This window comes from Enterobacter cloacae complex sp. IR5418, assembly GCF_049238105.1.
Taxonomy (GTDB): domain Bacteria; phylum Pseudomonadota; class Gammaproteobacteria; order Enterobacterales; family Enterobacteriaceae; genus Enterobacter; species Enterobacter hormaechei.
Window position 1 is genome coordinate 179,266 of the sequence record NZ_JBMKHS010000001.1, and the last position, 17,864, is coordinate 197,129.

Below are 17,864 nucleotides of genomic sequence, written 5' to 3' on the forward strand. Positions count from 1 at the left end.
CAAAGTAACGTTAAGCCGTTTTGTACAAGGAAATCATCATGCTCCATCCGCGAGCCAGAACCATGCTGTTATTGGCTGTCCCGGCGCTGATTATTGGCGTAGCGTCGAGCCTGGTGCTCATCGTTGTCATGAAAGTGGCGGCGGTGCTGCAAACAATTTTATGGACCGCGCTTCCGGTAAAACTCGGCATCAGCATTGACTCGCCGGGCTGGATCATGATGATGCTGACCCTGACCGGGATTGTCGTCGGCCTGGTGATCCGCTATAGCCCTGGCCATGCCGGGCCGGACCCGGCGCTGGAGCCCTTGATTGGCGCGCCGGTTTCTCCTTCTGCTCTGCCGGGGCTTATCATCGCGCTGATTGTCGGGCTTGCGGGCGGCGTAAGCCTCGGGCCTGAACATCCCATTATGGCGGTTAATATCGCGCTGGCGGTATTTCTGGGGGGGCGTCTTTTCCCGCGCGTTGGCGCGCTGGACTGGACGATCCTGGCGTCAGCAGGCACCATCGGGGCGCTGTTTGGCACCCCGGTCGCGGCTGCGCTCATCTTTTCGCAAACGCTCAGCAGTGACCATGAGGTGCCGCTGTGGGATAAACTTTTCGCGCCGCTGATGGCCGCCGCTGCGGGGGCTCTCACCACCAGCCTGTTTTTCCATCCCCATTTTTCGCTGCCCATCCCCCATTACGGTCAGATGCATCTCACCGATATTTTCAGCGGTGCCGTGGTCGTCGCGATCGCCATTGCGCTGGGGATGGTTGCGGTGTGGTGTCTCCCGCGTCTGCATCGCCTGATGCACAGGCTGAAGCATCCGGTGCTGATTCTGGGCATGGGCGGTTTTATTCTGGGCGTATTAGGCGCCATCGGCGGGACGGTTACGTTGTTTAAAGGTCTGGACGAGATGCAGCAGCTGGCCTTCAGCCAGGTCTTTAGCGTCTCGGATTATTTGCTGTTCGCGCTGGTAAAACTGGCGGCGCTGGTGGTCGCTTCGGCCTGTGGCTTCCGGGGAGGTCGTATCTTCCCGGCGGTGTTTGTTGGTGTCGCGCTGGGGCTGATGCTGCATGAGCATGTCGATGCTGTCCCTGCGGCGATTACCGTCTCCTGTTCCATTCTGGGGCTGGTACTGGTGGTCACGCGTGATGCGTGGCTGAGCCTGTTTATGGCGGCCGTTGTGGTGCCGGATACCACGCTTCTGCCGCTGCTCTGTATCGTGATGTTGCCCGCCTGGCTCCTGCTGGCGGGCAAACCGATGCTGATGGGATGGCGAAACGACAGGTAATCAGGCGTTATTGCGCGCCTCCAGCGCTTTGGTCAGCGCGCTCAACAGCGGCGGAATATCGGCTTTCGGCAGCATCACTTCGATCAGCGAAAGCCGTTCATGGTGTGCCACTTTATCCAGCACCTCCGCCAGCGCCTCCGCTTCGCTGACCCGCCAGCACTCTGCCTGAGGCGCCAGGCTCAGCGCCTGCGGGATCTGCGTCCAGTTCCAGAGGGCAATATCGTTATAGCGCTGCTCCGGCCCGTGAATGGCCCTTTCGACCGTATACCCTTCGTTGTTAAGCACCAGAATAATCGGGCGCTGCTTGTCGCGCAGCATCGATCCCAACTCCTGAATGGTCAACTGTGCGGCACCGTCACCCGTCAGGACAATTACGCGTCGGTTCGGACATGCCGTTTGTGCGCCAAACGCCGCTGCCAGCGTGTAGCCAATCGAGCCCCACAGCGGCTGGACGATAAAGTTCACGTCCGCCGGTAAACGCAGATCGATAGCGCCGAAAGCAGACGTCCCCTGGTCAGCCAGAATAATGTCTCCGGGGCGAATAAACGTTTGCAGGGTACGCCAGAAGCTCTCCTGGGTCAGCGCCCCCTCGATAGTCGGGAAGGCAAAGCCGCTGTGATCCGATGGCGCGCGCGTATCACGAACATGCGTTTTACACAGCGCTGTCAGCGTTTCAATAGCCTCCCTCATCGGGATACCCGTAAACCAGACGTCACCGACGCGGGACGCGTGGGGCTGAACCTCTATCGTCTGGGCTGGCGTCAGCTGGTGGGTAAACCCGGCAGTGAGCGTATCGGTAAAGCGGGTACCGATGCACAGCACCGTATCAGCCCCCTCGATGGCCTCTTTGACCGGCGCGGCGCTCGCCGACCCGCTATAGGTGCCGTAAAAACCGCTCTGTCGTTCGTCAAATATGCCCTTGCCCATCAGCATGGTGGCGTGTGCCATCGGCACCTCTTTCACCCACGTCTGAAGGGCCGCGCGCAGTCCGTGGCGGAGTACGAGGAAGTCCGCTAACAGCGCAGTGCTTTTGCTCATGGACAAACGCTTTTCGGCAGCCTCACGGAACGCCTGCAAGCAGGCTGAATCGGCCGGCGCGGGGTGCAAAGTGAGAGCGCTTACAGGATGCGTAGCGGCTTTTTTCGCCACATCGGCGGGCAGCATCAGGTAGCCCGGACGACGCTCCCGCAGCATGGTGGTCAGGACTCTGTCAATTTCATAACAGGCGTTTTGTTCGGTAAGCACCGCCTGTGCAACGGTGATGGGTTCGCTCATATGATAGAAGTGGCGGAACTCGCCGTCGCCTAACGTATGGTGCAATAACTCTCCACGTTGCTGTGCCGCCATACCCGGTGCCCCCACGATGTGGAGCACGGGGACATGTTCGGCAAAGCTGCCCGCCACACCGTTCATGGCGCTTAGCTCCCCAACGCCGAATGTCGTCAGGAGCGCGGCAAAGCCCTTACAGCGGGCATAGCCGTCAGCGGCGTAAGACGCGTTTAATTCGTTGGCACAGCCCACCCAGCAGATGTCCGGGCTGTCGATCACATGATCGAGAAATTGCAGGTTATAGTCGCCCGGCACGCCAAACAGATGATCGGCACCGCAATCTGTTAGTCGGTCCAGCAGGTAATCGGCGACGCAATAGGGGGTACGCATTTTATAGGTGTCCTTCTGACGTTGACCTCACTCTGAGTATTAAATAAGCGTGAAGCGTGTCCAGAATTGGCGACAATCAGGCTCTGGAAAGAATGCTTTACGAAAAAAGCTGAGCTATGCTCATTTTCTTCAGGTTAGTGTAAACGTATACACTAAGTTTTCTTTCCAGCGCCAGAGGTCTCGCCAATGGGTTATCAGCCTGACAAAAATCGTTATCAGACAATGCAATACCGCCGCTGTGGGCAAAGCGGACTCAAGCTTCCCGCCATCTCGCTGGGGCTATGGCACAATTTTGGCGACGCGACGCTGCTCGAAAACAGCCGTCAACTTTTACAGCGCGCTTTCGATTTGGGTATTACGCATTTTGACCTTGCCAATAATTACGGCCCGCCTCCTGGATCGGCGGAACGTAATTTCGGGCGTATTTTGCAGGAGGATTTCCTGCCCTGGCGCGATGAGCTGATCATTTCTACCAAAGCGGGCTACACCATGTGGGACGGGCCTTACGGCGACTGGGGATCGCGTAAATATCTGATTTCCAGCCTGGATCAAAGCCTCAGGCGTATGGGACTGGAGTACGTTGATATTTTCTATCACCACCGTCCCGACCCAGAAACGCCGCTTCGTGAAACCATGAAAGCGCTTGACCATGTGGTGCGTCAGGGTAAAGCGCTGTACATCGGTCTGTCCAACTACCCGGCTGAAGTGGCACGACAGGCGATTGAGATACTGGAGGATCTGGGCACGCCATGTCTGATCCACCAGCCGAAGTACTCCATGTTTGAACGTGCGCCAGAAGAGGGTTTGCTGGACGTGTTGCAGCAAAAAGGGGTGGGATGCATCCCCTTCTCCCCGCTGGCAGGTGGGCAGCTGACCGATCGCTATCTGAACGGCATCCCGGCGGATTCTCGCGCAGCAAGCGGCAGTAAGTTCCTGAACCCGGAGCAGATCACCGACAAAAAGCTGGAAAAGGTACGCAAGCTGAATGCGCTGGCGGAAAAACGGGGGCAAAAACTTTCGCAAATGGCACTGGCCTGGATCCTGCGCCACGATGCGGTGACATCCGTGCTCATCGGCGCCAGCAAAAGCGGGCAAATTGATGATGCTGCGGGCATGCTGGAGAATTGTCGGTTCTCCGCAGAAGAGCTGAAGACGATAGACGCGATCCTGTCCAGCTCAGATTAACGTCACTTTTAGCAAAAAGTGCTCTCCTTCATGATTTAGGAGTTGAGGCGATGAAACGAATGTTTACCAACTCGTAAAATTGCGTTAACAGGTCGCACAGCGGCCCCGATCGTGAAGGAGAAGAGTATGTTCAGGTCACTGATTCTTGCAGCGGTATTACTGGCTTCGGCCCCGCTGGTCGCCAACGCTGGCGAAATCACCCTGTTGCCATCGATTAAATTACAAATTGGCGATCGTGATGACTACGGCAGATACTGGGACGGCGGCTACTGGCGCGACCGTGATTACTGGCATCGTCATTATGAATGGCGTGGCGACCGCTGGCGCAGGCATGATAATGGTCTGCATCGCGGGTGGTATAAAAACAACGCGTATGAACGCGGCTACCGTGAAGGCTGGAATGACCGCGATGACCGTCGCGGCGGCTGGGGCCACGGCAAAGGCCGCGGCGGCCACGGGCATGGCCGACATTAATAATGAATACCACAAAGGAGCCGCGAGGCTCCTTTTTTATTGTCCTGCAACGGTGCCAACCAACAGCCACAGGTTCAGCGCCACCACCACCATCACAATGGCCCACCCGACGCGTTTCACCCACGTCGAATTCACCAGATCGCCCATCAGCGATTTGTTGCTGGTGAATATCAGCAGCGGCACCAGCGCCAGCGCAATGCCGAAGCTCAGCAGCACCTGACTCATCACCAGAATGCGGGTCGGATCCAGCCCCATCAGAATCACAATAAAGGAAGGCAGCATCGTGACCGAGCGGCGAACCCACAGTGGAATATGGAAACGTACGAACCCCTGCATCACTACCTGCCCAGCCAGCGTCCCCACAACCGTAGATGAAAGACCCGCAGCAACCAGGCTTAAACCAAAAATAGTGGCAGCGGCATGGCTCAGCAGCGGCTCCAGCGTCAGGTAAGCCTGGTCGAGATCGGCAACCCCGGTATGCCCGTTAAAGTGGAACGCGGCGGCGGCGGTCGCCATCATCGCCAGATTCACAAATCCGGCAATGGTCATCGCGATAGCCACATCCCATTTCGAGGCGGAGTAGCGCTCTTTGCTTGTCCCGCCATGCAGATTCTGAGTTAACGAAGAGTGCAGATAAATCACGTGCGGCATGATAGTCGCCCCCAGCACCCCGGCGGCCAGAAATACGGCTTCAGAGGTCGGTAACGAAGGGATCACCATCCCTTTCGTCAGCTGCACCAGATTCGGCTGGGAGAAAACCAGTTCAACGATATAGGCGGCGGCGACGAACAGCAGCAGGCCGCCGATGACTTTCTCCAGCGGTTTTTGTCCCCGCCGCTGGAGCATCAGAATAAGGAAAGTAGCGATCCCGGTCAGTACGGCTCCCTGAAGCAGAGAGACGCCCAGAATAAGCTTAAAGCCGATCGCCGCCCCGATAAATTCGGCGAGATCGGTGGCCATGGCGATAATTTCCGCCTGAACCCAGTAAAACCAAACTGCCGGTCGTGGATAGTGATCGCGGATTTGCTCCGCCAGGTTTTTCCCGGTGGCAATACCGAGTTTCGCGGAGAGCATCTGAATCAGCATCGCCATCAGATTGGCCCAAACCACAACCCACAGCAGTTTATAGCCGAAACTGGCCCCGGCCTGAATATTGGTCGCAAAATTACCCGGATCGATGTAGCCAATCGCGGCAATGAATGCAGGTCCCATTAATGCGAACCGCAGCTTGCGTGCCGCTCTGCCGCTGCTACTCTCTACGCGACTATTCGTCATTTCTGCCTCTGGAAATATAGCCTTTGCTATGTTTCATGCTATCAAAATGAGAATGATTATCAAGTTCATTTGTGACGGTTAACATGATTTCTCTGATAGTCAGGAACGATAGACAGGCAGGTGGAGCAAGGTCACAGAATGTGAAAATGCGCAGACATTTGTGAAGCGTAGCACACAAACTTAACTTTTCACTCATTTACCTAACATAACAAAAATGTATTGTTGATCACTATTTTTGAGACTCGTCACAGGATGTAACTATAGTGTGGGCTTGATCTCGTTTTCTTTGTGCTTGTTACATAGAATGTGCACGGAAATTAAACCTGCCTCATATTTGGAGCAAATATGGACCGCGTCCTTCATTTTGTCCTGGCACTCGTTGTCGTTACTGCACTTGCATTGCTGGTCAGCACAGACCGCAAAAAAATTCGTATTCGCTATGTTGTCCAACTGCTGGTCATTGAAGTTTTACTTGCGTGGTTCTTCCTGAACTCCAACGTAGGCCTCGGCTTCGTGAAAGGCTTTTCCGAAATGTTCGAAAAACTGCTCGGATTTGCCAACGAAGGGACAAACTTCGTCTTTGGCAGCATGAACGATCAGGGTCTGGCCTTCTTCTTCCTGAAGGTACTCTGCCCTATCGTCTTCATCTCTGCCCTGATCGGTATCCTCCAGCACATCCGCGTTCTGCCGGTGGTTATCCGTGCAATCGGCTTCCTGTTATCGAAAGTTAACGGCATGGGCAAGCTGGAATCCTTTAACGCAGTCAGCTCGCTGATCCTGGGTCAGTCTGAGAACTTCATTGCGTATAAAGATATCCTCGGCAAAATGTCCCGTAACCGCATGTACACCATGGCGGCGACCGCAATGTCTACCGTTTCCATGTCTATCGTGGGCGCGTATATGACCATGCTGGAACCAAAATATGTGGTTGCGGCGCTGGTTCTGAACATGTTCAGCACCTTTATCGTGCTTTCGCTGATTAACCCATACCGTGTTGATGCCAGCGAAGAGAACATTCAGATGTCAAACCTGCATGAAGGACAGAGCTTCTTCGAAATGCTGGGTGAATACATTCTGGCGGGTTTCAAGGTTGCGATTATCGTGGCGGCGATGCTGATTGGCTTTATCGCGCTGATCGCTGCGCTGAACGCCCTGTTTGCCGCCGTACTCGGTATCTCCTTCCAGGGGATCCTCGGCTACATCTTCTACCCGATTGCCTGGGTGATGGGTGTGCCCGCTCACGAAGCGTTGCAGGTGGGCAGTATCATGGCTACGAAACTGGTTTCCAATGAGTTCGTGGCGATGATGGATCTCCAGAAGGTTGCCAGCACACTCTCCCCGCGTGCGGAAGGGATCCTGTCCGTCTTCCTGGTCTCCTTCGCGAACTTCTCTTCCATCGGTATTATCGCTGGCGCGATTAAAGGCCTGAACGAAGAGCAAGGAAACGTCGTTTCTCGCTTTGGCCTGAAGCTGGTTTACGGTTCAACGCTGGTGAGCGTCCTGTCTGCCTCTATCGCAGCACTGGTTCTGTAATTCATACCGCGCAATAAAAACCGGGAGTCATCGCTCCCGGTTTTTTTATGTCTCCAGCGCCGTCAGGGGCAGTGGTTTGCCAATCAAATAGCCCTGCAAATAATCCACGCCGAATCGCAGCAACATCTCGCGTTGTTCAGTCGATTCCACATATTCAGCCACCACACAAAGCGATTTCGTTTTGGCCATGTTGCAAATGGACTGGACGATCATCGCATCCATGCTGTCGGTGCAGATATCTTTCACGAAGCAGCCATCAATCTTAATGATATCGGCTTCCAGCCGCTTCAGGCGCTCAAAGTTGGCATAGCCAGTACCAAAGTCATCGATAGCAATGCGGAAGCCGTAATCCCGTAGCTGCTGGATATTGTTGATGCTGCTTCCCGAGTCAGAGAAAGCCTGTTCCTCGGTGATCTCAATGACGATATCCTCCGGTGCAACGGCGTAACGTTCAAAAAGCGCGATGATTTCAGTTGCGATCTCATTTTGCATCAGCGTCAGCGGCATCAGATTCACCGAGAACCGCGTTCCGGCACGTTCGGACGGATGGCTGCGCATCCACATCAGCAATTTTTCCACCACGTTCAGGTCAAATCGGTGGCTCAGGTTGAACTGAGCAATCAGCGGAATAAAGCGGTCAGGCGTGATGATTTCGCCATCGCTTTCCAGCCTTGAAAGGATTTCAAAGTACCCTTCTCCGCGCGCGTTATGGATTGGCTGGGCGTAAAGGTGAAGCCCTCCGATATCAAGGGCGCGTTTTATGCGGGCCAGCATCAGCACCCTGTCCGTCGTCTGACCGGAGACATCATCCAGACTGTTGGTTAACGCCAGGACGTTATGCCCGGCACAGGACTGCTCGGACAGCCAGCTCAACTGACCCAGCGTGTGATGCAGGCTTTCTCCATCCGGCACTTCCCCCCAGGAGGCACCAAACTCAATGTCGAGCTCAGTCTTGTTCCAGATAATCTTACGGCTGTTCAGATGGTCAACCATATATTGCAAACGCTCAGCCGTGCCCGGCCCCAGCAGGACCACCACCAGCTCACTGCCTGGCAGCTGGAAGAGCTTCTCGTCTTTTTGCAATAACGGTTGCAGCGACGCGGTGATCATCTTTTTACAGTGCACACGCATGAGGATGCCGTAGTGGCGGCTCAGAAATTCCAGATTGTCCAGGCGCAGGCAGCACACTTTGGCCTCAGGATGGTGCTGTAGAAACACTTCCAGCGCACGAATGTTAGGCAGACCGGTGAGCGGATCGGTGAGCGTCCTCTCCTGCCACCCCTGTTTCAGCCATTCACTCTTCTGGTAGATCCGCGACATGTAAAGCAGGCAGATGGCGAAAGAGATGAGTACCGACAGAATAAAGGAGAGCGAATGGCCCGATTCAACGCCATTGAGAAAATTATAATTATAGGTCAACAGCATGAGCGCCGACGCCGCCCAGAATAAAGAGATGAGCGCATAGCTCAGACGACCAATACCCAGGGTAAAAAGAATAAAAACGATCGGCATCAAATAACCGGCAATAAACTGCGACTCAAAAGGCGCGCATAGAATAGCGATCATCGAGACCAACAGCATCAGCCATACAACGATAAATAACGCTTTTTTCTTACAAAAGAGGGGCTTCACGCTTCGCCGCCAGAATGTTCGGGCATAGCGAGGATTAATCATCATTCTTAACGGGTAATAGAACATCATGGTGAAAATCAGGGCGGCACAAATCAGACTCTGAATATCGATAACGTTATAAATTGCAGAGCCTTCGCCGAAATAGGAGGAGATTGTCACCGGGAAATCAAATAAATATCCCGCCAGATACATCGATAATTTGATGCCCACAGGCACCATAAATCCGAGCCAGAAAATACGGATGCCAATGTACTTATTCGGTATGCTGTGCCGCCAGCGCTTGCCCAGCACCAGACGCATGACGCCACAGGCGGCGAAGACGGTAAACGTCTGACAGCATAATAACACGACGGATTGTAGCGGTGCTAAATCAAGATTATAAATATTAGTAACGCTAAATGCTAACAGCAAAGGAATGATTGCCTGCCGTCCAAATAACAACACGATGGCGAGCATGGCACTTAAGGGCAACCACGCTAAATAAACATCATTTTCGCTGACGATGGCACGTGGATAGATATAACGAGAAAAAGGTATTGCAATCAGGCTGAGTGCCAGGGCAATCATAAATATTTTTACATTATTGTAAAGTTTTTCTATTCATTAATCCAGTTAATCTATTTTACCATCGTCTCATTGACCGGATGGATAATAGGTTTATTAATTACTCGAATCAAGTTCAGGTCTATTTATAGACTTATTTATTGATTTGGATTGAGGTGAGGTGTAGAAAACGACGTTAATTGCAACAAAAACAGTCTAAATACTTTACAAGATATAAAAAAACCCCCGTCTTGCGACGAGGGTTTAAATTTTGGTGGAGCTAAGCGGGATCGAACCGCTGACCTCTTGCATGCCATGCAAGCGCTCTCCCAGCTGAGCTATAGCCCCACATGTTACTTTACTACCGCACTCTGTTGGGTTCAGAGTTTGGTGGAGCTAAGCGGGATCGAACCGCTGACCTCCTGCATGCCATGCAGGCGCTCTCCCAGCTGAGCTATAGCCCCGTCGTAAAGCTGTCATGTTGACGGGCGGCATAATATGAATTCCGCCGCAAAGTGTCAACGGCAAATTCAGCCTCCCCCTTTCAACCGCCGAAAATTCATGCAAATGAATCACTTTGCGAGCCTGCTCGCAGCCAGGAGTTAAGCTTGTCACGTTTTCACGTAAAACGGTGCTATAAAATGAACCACTAATTAACCCCACAGATATTCAGGAAATTGTATGATCAAGGAACGAATGACGCCAGAGGAGTTAGCCCTGCTGACTGGCTATAGCCGACAGACCATCAATAAATGGGTACGTAAAGAGGGTTGGATTACATCGCCAAAACCAGGCGTTCAGGGTGGCAAGGCGCGTCTGGTACACGTCAATGAAAAAGTGCGCGACTTTATTCGCAGCGCACGCAGGGCAACAGAGTCGCCGGAAATGCCAGATAAGGCATACCAGGAAGGTTCACTTCACGCCCTGCTCCTGACGCTGGCGAATGAAATGACGCCGGAAGAGCAAAAGCAGATGACTTCGCTGTTACTGCGGGAAGGGATTACCGGTTTGTTACAACGTTTAGGGATTCGCGACCAACGCTGATATGAAAAGATTACGCAGTAAAATGACCACGGAAGAGCTGGCGGACAGTCTGGGTGTAGCCCGACAAACCGTTAATCGCTGGATACGACAAAAAGGATGGAAAACGGAGGGTATTAATGGCGTAAAAGGCGGAAGAGCGAGGGTGATATGTATTGATGCGCACGTTAAGGAACACATCATAAGTCTCCCCGCCATTCGTAACCGTCGGGCTGTTTACCATGTTGCGGAAAGCCCCTCCCACTACGGCGTGGCAACCTCATCCAGCCTGCTCCCACAAATTATTGACTCACTTGAAAACATGACGACTGTCGAACAGGAACGTTTGCGCACATTGCTCGCTCGTGAAGGTTTGCAGGGTTTTCTCACGCGTCTCGGTATTGCTGAATAACAGGCATAAAAAACGGCAGGTCACCCTGCCGTTTTTTATATTACACGAGCATTACTGCTGGCTTTCGCGCTCAGCAATAAATCCCAGCGCCTTGTTGATTCGCGCAACGCTACGTGATTTGCCGATTGCATGAACGGTCACGTCCAGCGCCGGTGACTGGCCTGCACCCGTCACCGCAACGCGCAGCGGCATACCGACTTTACCCATGCCAATTTCCAGCTCATCAGCAGTAGCCTGAATCGCGTGGTGAACATTTTCCGCCGTCCATTCGGTAATAGCGTCAAGTTTGTCGCGCACCACTTCCAGCGGCTGACGCGCAACCGGACGCAGGTGTTTCTTGGCCGCGTCGGCATCGAACGCGTCAAACTCTTCATAGAAGTAGCGGCAGCTCTCGGCGATCTCTTTCAGCGTTTTGCAACGCTCGCCAAGCAGCTTCACCAGATCTGCCAGTTCCGGGCCCGTACGGGTATCAATGTTTGCCTGCTCAATGTGCCATTGCAGATAAGTCGCCACATATTCTGGCTGCATGGTATTGATGTAGTGATGGTTCAGCCACAGCAGTTTGTCAGTGTTGAACGCGCTGGCGGATTTGCTCACTGAGTTCAGAGAGAACAGCTCGATCATCTCTTCGCGGCTGAAGATCTCCTGGTCACCGTGAGCCCAGCCCAGACGCACCAGGTAGTTCAGCAGCGCTTCCGGCAGATAGCCATCGTCACGGTACTGCATTACGCTCACCGCGCCATGACGTTTGGACAGCTTTTTACCGTCGTCACCGTTGATCATCGATACGTGCGCATACACCGGTACCGGCGCGTTCAGCGCTTTCAGAATGTTGATCTGACGCGGGGTGTTATTGATATGGTCTTCACCACGGATCACGTGAGTGATTTCCATATCCCAGTCGTCTACAACCACGCAGAAGTTATAGGTTGGCGATCCGTCAGTACGACGAATGATGAGGTCATCCAGCTCCTGGTTGCTGAATTCGATCGGGCCACGGATCTGATCATCAAAGATAACAGAGCCATCCTGCGGGTTAGCAAAACGCACTACGCAAGGCTCATCAGCAGCATGCTCGCTGTGGTCATGGCGGCAACGACCGTCATAACGCGGTTTTTCGCCTTTTGCCATTTGCTCTTCGCGCAGCGCATCCAGACGCTCCCTGGAGCAGTAGCACTTATAGGCCGTGCCTGCGACCAGCATCTCGTCAATGACGGCGTTATAGCGGTCAAAACGTTTGGTCTGGAAGTAGGGGCCTTCGTCCCACGCCAGATTCAGCCAGTTCATCCCATCCATAATGGCTTCAATTGCTTCCGGCGTTGAGCGCTCCAGATCGGTGTCTTCTATACGCAGCACAAACTCACCTTTGTTGTGGCGTGCGAAAAGCCAGGAATAGAGAGCGGTACGTGCACCACCGACATGCAGGTAGCCTGTCGGGCTCGGCGCGAAGCGAGTTTTGATTTTCATGAAATGGCCTTACGTTATATAGATGCCGGTAATCGGCAAATCCTGGGAAGAAAACAATGGGCAATATTCTATCACTGTGGGCCGATTCCTCAATGTCGATCACTTTATCCGGTTCGAGATTGCTGTTTTTGTTTAGAAATCATGCGCCACAGTCCGTTTTGCGATCGTTTTGACTAATTTTACGACGAACGAATAAAAACTTTAGAAAATGCGTTGACTCATTTTCAACTCTCCCTATAATGCGACTCCACACAGCGGGGGTGATTAGCTCAGTTGGTAGAGCATCTCCTTTACACGGAGGGGGTCGGCGGTTCGAGCCCGTCATCACCCACCATCTACTTCGGTAGACCCGCAGTGTAGATAAGAATTGAGATTGGGCGATTAGCTCAGTTGGTAGAGCATCTCCTTTACACGGAGGGGGTCGGCGGTTCGAGCCCGTCATCGCCCACCATTCTCAACCTTATCGTAGCAGTTCCGAAATGGGCGATTAGCTCAGTTGGTAGAGCATCTCCTTTACACGGAGGGGGTCGGCGGTTCGAGCCCGTCATCGCCCACCATTTCGGGTCGTTAGCTCAGTTGGTAGAGCAGTTGACTTTTAATCAATTGGTCGCAGGTTCGAATCCTGCACGACCCACCAATGTAAAAAAGCGCCCTAAAGGCGCTTTTTTTGCTATCTGCGATACAGTAAATTCCCCTTGCAGCCACATCGCTTGTTTTACTCAAGCTCACGCCTTTTTTGCCGATACCCCTATTTTATGGCGAAAAGGATCTCAAAATGACAACACTTAAGCCCGTTTCTCTGTCGGCGATGGAAATCGGCAGCGTAGATAACAGCTCCGGCGGAAACGACATTGCCTCTCAGATCAACCGGCTGACCAAACAAATAACGAAAGTCACTCAGCAACTCAAAGAAGTCGCCATGGGTGATGCCTCAGCAGAAGAAAAACAAAAGCAGCAAGAATTACTCGAATCCCAGCTGGCTATGTTGCAGGCACAGCTGGCGCAGTTGCAGCGTCAGCAGGCCGAAGAGGCGATGCCAAAACAGGAAAATGGTCAGGCAGTCGCGGAAGGCGTTAATAAGCCCTCCGCGGAACATCAGATTGATATCTACATCTGATTATTGGTTTCGTTAAAGAGTGGATCGCGTGTGCGGGCCTCCATCAAACATCTGGCCTGCATACGCACCACATCCCAGCAGGCATGCGCTGCTCCAGAAAGAGACCTGTTTTTACGGCGTACCAGCATCAGCTGACGTTCGACACAGGGCACGAAACGCTTCACCGTTAAACGACTCCCCTGTGGGAGTGGCAGCGCCAGCGCCGGCAGCACGCTGATCCCAATCCCTGCCTCGACCATGGGGAAAAGCGTGGCAGGATGCCCAATCTCCTGCACAATGGTTGCCTTAACGCCCTGAGCGACCAGTGCGGCATCTATCAGCGGGCGGCTGCCAGATGCATAATCCTGTAGCACCAGGTTTGCCCCCTGCAAGGCTTGCCAGGTCACCTGTGGCAGCGATGCCAGAGGATCATCATCGCGGCAGAGCAACAAAAAGGGCTCCGAGAGCACCACTTCACATTCCAGGTCGCTTACCGCGCCGGGATCAATAACAATCCCGAAATCCACGTCCCCCTGACGAATGCTCTCCAGTACCCACTGCTGCGGCCTGTCGTGTAAAACAAAATCGATATCCGGATAGCGGTGGTTACTTTCTGCGATGCACTGGGGAATAAGATGCGCCGAAATCGTCTGGCTCGCCGCCACTCTCACGGTGCCGGAAAGCTGTTGCCCGAGCCGTCCCACATCCCTCAACGTACTGTTCAGTTCATCCAGCAGCCTCTCCAGACGCGTTGCCAGCTGCTGTCCCGCTTCGGTGAGTACCACTTCCCGCGTCGTGCGGTCGAGCAGCCTCACGCCGGTTTGGGTTTCCAGCTCTTTAACGCTGTGACTGACGGCCGACTGGCTGAGGCCAATCATCTCCCCTGCCCGGCTAAAGCTGCGGGCCTGCGCGACGGTGACAAAAACGCGAAGCTGACGTAAGGAATAATTCATCTGTTAAATTCATGAATGGATGCAATAAATCAATTTTATTTCTCAAAGGGAAGACAGCACAATAGCGGCATCTGTTTTCAGGAGTGATTATGAAACTTTTTCGTATCCTTGATCCGTTTACGCTGACCCTGATTGGTGTCGTCTTGCTGGCCTCGTTCTTCCCGGCGCGGGGCGGTTTCGTTCCGGTTATTGAAGGGCTGACAACGGCCGCCATCGCCCTGCTGTTTTTTATGCACGGTGCCAAACTCTCCCGTGAAGCCATTATTGCAGGCGGCAGCCACTGGCGTCTCCACCTGTGGGTCATGTGCAGTACCTTCATCCTCTTCCCGGTCCTGGGGGTGCTGTTTGCCTGGTGGGCACCGGTGAATGTCGATCCGGCGCTGTATACCGGTTTCCTTTATCTGTGCATTTTGCCAGCCACCGTGCAGTCCGCTATTGCCTTTACCTCACTGGCGGGCGGTAACGTCGCGGCGGCGGTCTGTTCTGCTTCCGCTTCCAGCCTGCTGGGGATCTTTGTTTCACCGCTGCTGGTCGGTCTGCTGATGAACATGCACGGTGCAGAAGGTAATCTGGAGCAGGTAGGTAAAATTTGTCTGCAACTGCTGCTGCCGTTTGTGCTCGGACACTTATCCCGTCCCTGGACTGGGGCGTTTGTGGCGAAACATAAAAAATGGATCGGGAAAACGGATCAAAGCTCAATTCTGCTGGTGGTTTATACGGCCTTCAGCGAAGCCGTGGTGAACGGCATCTGGCACAGGGTGGGCGCAGGATCGCTGCTGTTTATTGTGGTGGTGAGCATCGTTCTGCTGGCCATTGTCATCGCGGTTAACGTTTTTGTGGCCCGCAAATGCGGGTTCAATAAGGCCGATGAAATCACCATTGTATTTTGCGGTTCGAAAAAGAGCCTCGCCAACGGGATCCCAATGGCCAATATTCTGTTCCCGACGTCCATAATTGGAATGATGGTGTTGCCGTTAATGATTTTCCATCAGATCCAGCTGATGGTGTGTGCGGTACTGGCGCGGCGTTACAAGGCGCAGACTGAAAAGCTGGCGCAGGAAGAGACCCGCGCCGCAAAAGTTTAAGGGCGTTTCAGGGGCTGCACCAGCTGGGTCAGCCCCTCAGTTTTGATCAGTAACGTGATTGCCATCAGCTCGCCCAGACGCCCGGCGGGGAACTCGTCCTTACGAGCAAACCACAGCAGATACTCCTCGGGTAAATCAATAAGCCTGCGGCCCTTATATTTACCGAACGGCATCTCCGTATTGGCGATCTCAACGAGCTGCTCTTTTTCCACGTTACTCTCCTAACAGGCGCATCATTTCCGCTTCGTCGATCACCTCGATGCCAAGCTCCTGCGCTTTTGCCAGCTTCGAACCAGCCGCTTCCCCGGCAATCACCAGGTCGGTTTTCTTCGATACGCTGCCCGCCACTTTTGCCCCCAGCGCCACCAGGCGTGCTTTCGCGTCATCGCGCGAGAGCTGGCTCAGGCTGCCGGTCAGCACCACCGTTTTACCGGCAAACGGGCTGTCGATCTCTTCGGCATTAACCACCACCGGCGCAGGCCAGTGAATCCCCTGCTCCAGTAATTTGCCGATCACTTCACGGTTGCTCTCTTCGGCGAAGAAGTTATAGACATGGGTGGCGACCACAATGCCGACATCAGGGACTTTCTGTAGCTCGTCGATGGTGGCTTTCTCCAGCGCGTCCAGCGTGCCGAAATAGGCCGCCAGCCCGGCCGCCGTCGCCTCGCCGACTTCACGAATGCCGAGCGCGTAAAGGAAACGGGCAAAGGTGGTGTTTTTGGCCGCCTCGAGCGCGTTGACGATGTTCTGGGCAGATTTCGGACCCATACGATCAAGCCCGGTTAGCTTACCTGCCGTCAGGGTAAAGAGGTCCGCTGGCGTATGAACGTACTCTTTCTCAACCAACTGGTCGATTATCTTGTCACCCATTCCGTCGACATCCATCGCCCGGCGGGAGACAAAGTGCTTCAGGGATTCTTTACGCTGCGCACCACAGATTAAGCCGCCCGTACAGCGCGTTACCGCTTCACCTTCCACGCGCTCAACGTCCGAACCACATACCGGACAATGGGCTGGAAACTCGATGGCGCGGGTATCGGCAGGACGCTCTGATTCCACAACGTTAACCACCTGCGGGATCACATCCCCCGCACGGCGAATCACCACTTTGTCACCAATGCGCAGACCCAGACGCGCAATTTCATCGGCGTTATGCAGCGTGGCGTTACTTACCAGCACGCCAGCCACCTGCACTGGTTCCAGACGTGCCACTGGCGTAATCGCCCCCGTACGTCCTACCTGAAACTCCACGTCGCGAACGAAGGTCATCTGCTCCTGCGCCGGGAACTTAAAGGCAACCGCCCAGCGTGGCGCACGGGCCACAAAACCCAACTGTTCCTGCAATGCCAGGGAGTTGACCTTGATCACCACGCCATCAATATCAAACCCGAGCGTAGGACGATCTTCTTCAACCTTGTGATAGAACGCCAACACCGCCTCCGGAGAGTCGCAAAGCTGCACGCGATTGCTTACCGGCAACCCCCACTCTTTGAACTGCAATAAACGACCCAGGTGGGTGTCAGGCAGGTCACCGCCTTCCAGGATCCCGACGCCGTAGCAGAAGAAAGTAAGTGGTCGCTTCGCGGTGATACGCGGATCGAGCTGGCGCAGTGAACCTGCCGCCGCGTTACGCGGGTTAGCAAATACTTTTCCGCCGGTACGACGCGCTTCTTCGTTGATCTTCTCAAAGCCCGCCTGCGGAAGGAACACTTCCCCGCGCACTTCCAGCCGGGCAGGAATATTATCGCCACGCAGTTTCAGCGGGATCGCACGAATGGTACGCACGTTGGTGGTGATATCTTCCCCGGTAGTGCCGTCGCCGCGCGTTGCGGCACGCACCATCACACCGTTCTCGTAAAGAATACTAACGGCCAGACCATCCAGCTTTAGCTCGCAGCACCAGCTCAGGTTGTCGACACTCTTCAGGCGATCCTGTACACGCTTGTTGAAAGCCAGAAAACTCTCTTCATCAAACACGTTATCCAGCGACAGCATCGGCACTTCGTGGCGCACCTGGCTGAAAGCGCCCAGCGGTTCCGCGCCGACGCGCTGCGTTGGGGAATCGGGCGTAATCAGTTCGGGGTGCTGCGCTTCCAGCTCGCGCAGTTCACGCATCAGGCGGTCATATTCCGCATCCGGCACTTCCGGTGCATCCATAACATGATAGAGATATTCATGATGGCGAAGCGTGGTTCGCAGTTCAGTAAGTTGTTGTTCGATTGAGTCCATATCGCACCATCAATGAGAAAAACCCCC

Annotated in this window: 15 protein-coding genes and 6 tRNA genes; 12 read left to right on the plus strand and 9 right to left on the minus strand. The window is 54.1% G+C overall.

Features of this window, described 5'->3' with window-relative positions:
• The first annotated feature begins 38 nt into the window (after positions 1 to 38).
• The gene (locus tag ACOTX7_RS00815; RefSeq protein WP_032673982.1) at positions 39 to 1,274 is read left to right on the plus strand and encodes an ion channel protein; all 1,236 of its coding nucleotides are present in this window, start codon (positions 39 to 41) and stop codon (positions 1,272 to 1,274) included.
• Here the strand turns inward: ACOTX7_RS00815 and ipdC are convergent, their stop codons facing one another.
• The gene (gene ipdC, locus ACOTX7_RS00820; protein ID WP_221812878.1) at positions 1,275 to 2,933 is read right to left on the minus strand and encodes an indolepyruvate decarboxylase; all 1,659 of its coding nucleotides are present in this window, start codon (positions 2,931 to 2,933) and stop codon (positions 1,275 to 1,277) included. It lies immediately after the preceding gene.
• 186 nt (positions 2,934 to 3,119) lie between these two features.
• Between ipdC and mgrA the strand changes: the two genes are divergently transcribed.
• The gene (mgrA, locus tag ACOTX7_RS00825) at positions 3,120 to 4,118 is read left to right on the plus strand and encodes an L-glyceraldehyde 3-phosphate reductase (RefSeq protein ID WP_221256294.1); all 999 of its coding nucleotides are present in this window, start codon (positions 3,120 to 3,122) and stop codon (positions 4,116 to 4,118) included.
• Between the two features lie 126 nt (positions 4,119 to 4,244).
• Positions 4,245 to 4,592, plus strand: coding sequence for a DUF2502 domain-containing protein (locus tag ACOTX7_RS00830; RefSeq protein ID WP_006811438.1), 348 nt, complete (start codon positions 4,245 to 4,247; stop codon positions 4,590 to 4,592).
• A 36-nt stretch (positions 4,593 to 4,628) separates the two neighbouring features.
• On the opposite strand, the gene ACOTX7_RS00835 is transcribed toward ACOTX7_RS00830, so the two are convergent.
• Positions 4,629 to 5,867, minus strand: coding sequence for an Nramp family divalent metal transporter (locus ACOTX7_RS00835; protein WP_071850058.1), 1,239 nt, complete (start codon positions 5,865 to 5,867; stop codon positions 4,629 to 4,631).
• Positions 5,868 to 6,212: 345 nt separating this feature from the next.
• On the opposite strand from ACOTX7_RS00835, the gene nupC reads away from it, so the two are divergent.
• Positions 6,213 to 7,400 carry a NupC/NupG family nucleoside CNT transporter gene (nupC, locus tag ACOTX7_RS00840; protein WP_221256296.1) on the plus strand — a complete coding sequence of 396 codons (1,188 nt, stop codon included), beginning with the start codon at positions 6,213 to 6,215 and terminating at the stop codon, positions 7,398 to 7,400.
• A gap of 45 nt (positions 7,401 to 7,445) precedes the next feature.
• On the opposite strand, the gene ACOTX7_RS00845 is transcribed toward nupC, so the two are convergent.
• The 3 genes from ACOTX7_RS00845 to ACOTX7_RS00855 all read right to left on the minus strand — a co-directional run bounded on the left by ACOTX7_RS00845 (position 7,446) and on the right by ACOTX7_RS00855 (position 10,039).
• Positions 7,446 to 9,599 carry a sensor domain-containing phosphodiesterase gene (locus tag ACOTX7_RS00845; RefSeq protein ID WP_221812874.1) on the minus strand — a complete coding sequence of 718 codons (2,154 nt, stop codon included), beginning with the start codon at positions 9,597 to 9,599 and terminating at the stop codon, positions 7,446 to 7,448.
• A gap of 248 nt (positions 9,600 to 9,847) precedes the next feature.
• Positions 9,848 to 9,923 (minus strand) — tRNA-Ala (locus ACOTX7_RS00850).
• Positions 9,924 to 9,963: 40 nt separating this feature from the next.
• Positions 9,964 to 10,039: transfer RNA gene (locus tag ACOTX7_RS00855), tRNA-Ala, on the minus strand.
• A 217-nt stretch (positions 10,040 to 10,256) separates the two neighbouring features.
• On the opposite strand from ACOTX7_RS00855, the gene ACOTX7_RS00860 reads away from it, so the two are divergent.
• Positions 10,257 to 10,619: a YfeC-like transcriptional regulator gene (locus tag ACOTX7_RS00860; RefSeq protein ID WP_006811442.1), complete on the plus strand. Its 363-nt coding sequence runs from the start codon at positions 10,257 to 10,259 to the stop codon at positions 10,617 to 10,619.
• Position 10,620: 1 nt separating this feature from the next.
• Positions 10,621 to 11,007, plus strand: coding sequence for a YfeC-like transcriptional regulator (locus ACOTX7_RS00865; protein WP_205922558.1), 387 nt, complete (start codon positions 10,621 to 10,623; stop codon positions 11,005 to 11,007).
• Between the two features lie 51 nt (positions 11,008 to 11,058).
• On the opposite strand, the gene gltX is transcribed toward ACOTX7_RS00865, so the two are convergent.
• Entirely contained in the window at positions 11,059 to 12,474 is a 1,416-nt protein-coding gene (gltX, locus tag ACOTX7_RS00870) for a glutamate--tRNA ligase (protein WP_006811444.1), read from the minus strand.
• Between the two features lie 258 nt (positions 12,475 to 12,732).
• On the opposite strand from gltX, the gene ACOTX7_RS00875 reads away from it, so the two are divergent.
• From ACOTX7_RS00875 to ACOTX7_RS00895, 5 genes are all read left to right on the plus strand, one after another.
• Positions 12,733 to 12,808: transfer RNA gene (locus ACOTX7_RS00875), tRNA-Val, on the plus strand.
• Positions 12,809 to 12,849: 41 nt separating this feature from the next.
• Positions 12,850 to 12,925: transfer RNA gene (locus tag ACOTX7_RS00880), tRNA-Val, on the plus strand.
• Between the two features lie 30 nt (positions 12,926 to 12,955).
• A tRNA-Val gene (locus ACOTX7_RS00885) sits at positions 12,956 to 13,031 on the plus strand.
• A gap of 4 nt (positions 13,032 to 13,035) precedes the next feature.
• Positions 13,036 to 13,111, plus strand: a tRNA-Lys gene (locus tag ACOTX7_RS00890).
• Between the two features lie 138 nt (positions 13,112 to 13,249).
• On the plus strand, positions 13,250 to 13,591 hold the full coding sequence (locus ACOTX7_RS00895) for a FlxA-like family protein (protein WP_047353640.1): 342 nt from the start codon (positions 13,250 to 13,252) through the stop codon (positions 13,589 to 13,591).
• Here the strand turns inward: ACOTX7_RS00895 and ACOTX7_RS00900 are convergent.
• Positions 13,582 to 14,523 (minus strand): LysR family transcriptional regulator, encoded by a 942-nt coding sequence (locus ACOTX7_RS00900; RefSeq protein WP_221256298.1) that lies wholly within the window; start codon positions 14,521 to 14,523, stop codon positions 13,582 to 13,584. The two genes, ACOTX7_RS00895 and ACOTX7_RS00900, sit on opposite strands and share 10 nt — an antisense overlap.
• Positions 14,524 to 14,612: 89 nt before the next feature.
• On the opposite strand from ACOTX7_RS00900, the gene ACOTX7_RS00905 reads away from it, so the two are divergent.
• Positions 14,613 to 15,608: a bile acid:sodium symporter family protein gene (locus tag ACOTX7_RS00905; protein ID WP_006811448.1), complete on the plus strand. Its 996-nt coding sequence runs from the start codon at positions 14,613 to 14,615 to the stop codon at positions 15,606 to 15,608.
• On the opposite strand, the gene ACOTX7_RS00910 is transcribed toward ACOTX7_RS00905, so the two are convergent.
• Complete coding sequence (locus ACOTX7_RS00910; protein WP_003861328.1) at positions 15,605 to 15,820, minus strand: DUF3820 family protein; 216 nt, start codon at positions 15,818 to 15,820, stop codon at positions 15,605 to 15,607. The genes ACOTX7_RS00905 and ACOTX7_RS00910 overlap by 4 nt on opposite strands.
• Position 15,821: 1 nt before the next feature.
• Complete coding sequence (gene ligA, locus ACOTX7_RS00915; RefSeq protein WP_006811449.1) at positions 15,822 to 17,837, minus strand: NAD-dependent DNA ligase LigA; 2,016 nt, start codon at positions 17,835 to 17,837, stop codon at positions 15,822 to 15,824.
• Positions 17,838 to 17,864 lie beyond the last annotated feature (27 nt).